The following is a 1,023-nucleotide window of genomic DNA, read 5'->3' as shown; positions in this document are numbered from 1 at the left end:
CGGTCAGGCGATGTAGGCCGGGCCGCTGTTGCCCTCGGCCTGGTAGCCGTGGTGGGTGCGCTCAGTGCGGGTGGTCTCCGCGACGGTCCAGGCGTGGTACTTGGTCCACACCGTCGCGCCGGCCAGTCGCTCGGGCCAGGTCTGCCCGTTGGAGGTGGTCTTGGTGAGGGTCTTCTCGGTGGCGTAGTTGGCGATCGAGTTGATCCAGTTCTCGGCGCCGACCATCTGGTTCTGCCGGCCGAGCCCGACGACGAAGCCCTGCAGCGCGTCGGCGTTGCTCATCTCCCACAGCGCCTCCTCGGCGAAGCCGAGCAGGTCGTGCCAGTACTCCCGGACGACCTCGACGTCTTCGCGGGTGCCCCAGCGGGAGATGTGGCCGCCGATGAGCGCCTTGAAGTCGTAGGACAGGATGTCGTCGTGGGCCTGGTAGAACCCGCTGATGTTCTCCGAAACGTCAGCGTGCGCGAACGTCACCGAACCGGGGCTCACGATGTCGATCTTCGTGAGGACCTTCTGCGCGGGCCCGTAGATGTAGATGTTGCCCGGGCAGTGGTCGGCACCCTTGTAGGACAACTCCAGCTTCGTGCCGCCCACCTCGAGGGTCGCGTCGGTGCTGAACGTCTCGGTCGGCAGGGGGCGGTACTTGTCAGGGAAGCGGGCGAGCAGCTCCCGGGTGATGTCATGAGCGACGATCTTCACCTTCGGGCCGAACTGCGACGCCGAGCCGATGTGGTCGGAGTGCCAGTGGCTGTAAACCAGGTGCGTAACCGGCTCCCTGGTCACTGACCTGATCGCCGACTGCAGGTTCTCGCCCAGCCCCGGCGGAGCGTCGATGACGATCACGCCGTCCCCGGTCACCACGAATCCGGCGTCGTAGCCGGCCGGGCTGGTGACCCAGTAGAAGTTACCGCCGTCGCCGATGTTCTCGGCGTGCCAGCCCTTCTCGTAGAACGACGGGTCGTTGAGGTAGTCAGGCATGAACTGCTTCGGCGAAGGGGCGTTCCCCTCCACCACCGCCTTCGG

General features: G+C 66.3%; 1 protein-coding gene. It reads right to left on the bottom strand.

All coding sequences use genetic code 11. The annotated features are described in order from the left end of the window. Nucleotides 1–3 precede the first annotated feature (3 nt). Nucleotides 4–1,023: MBL fold metallo-hydrolase (locus ACIBTV_RS31440; protein WP_396710826.1), on the bottom strand; the 1,020-nt coding region annotated here is incomplete at its 5' end.

It is taken from the genome of Micromonospora sp. NPDC049366 (assembly GCF_044466625.1).
Taxonomy (GTDB): Bacteria; Actinomycetota; Actinomycetes; order Mycobacteriales; family Micromonosporaceae; genus Micromonospora.
The sequence above is the reverse complement of the archived record's forward strand: the minus strand, read 5'-3'. Positions and strand labels throughout refer to the sequence as shown.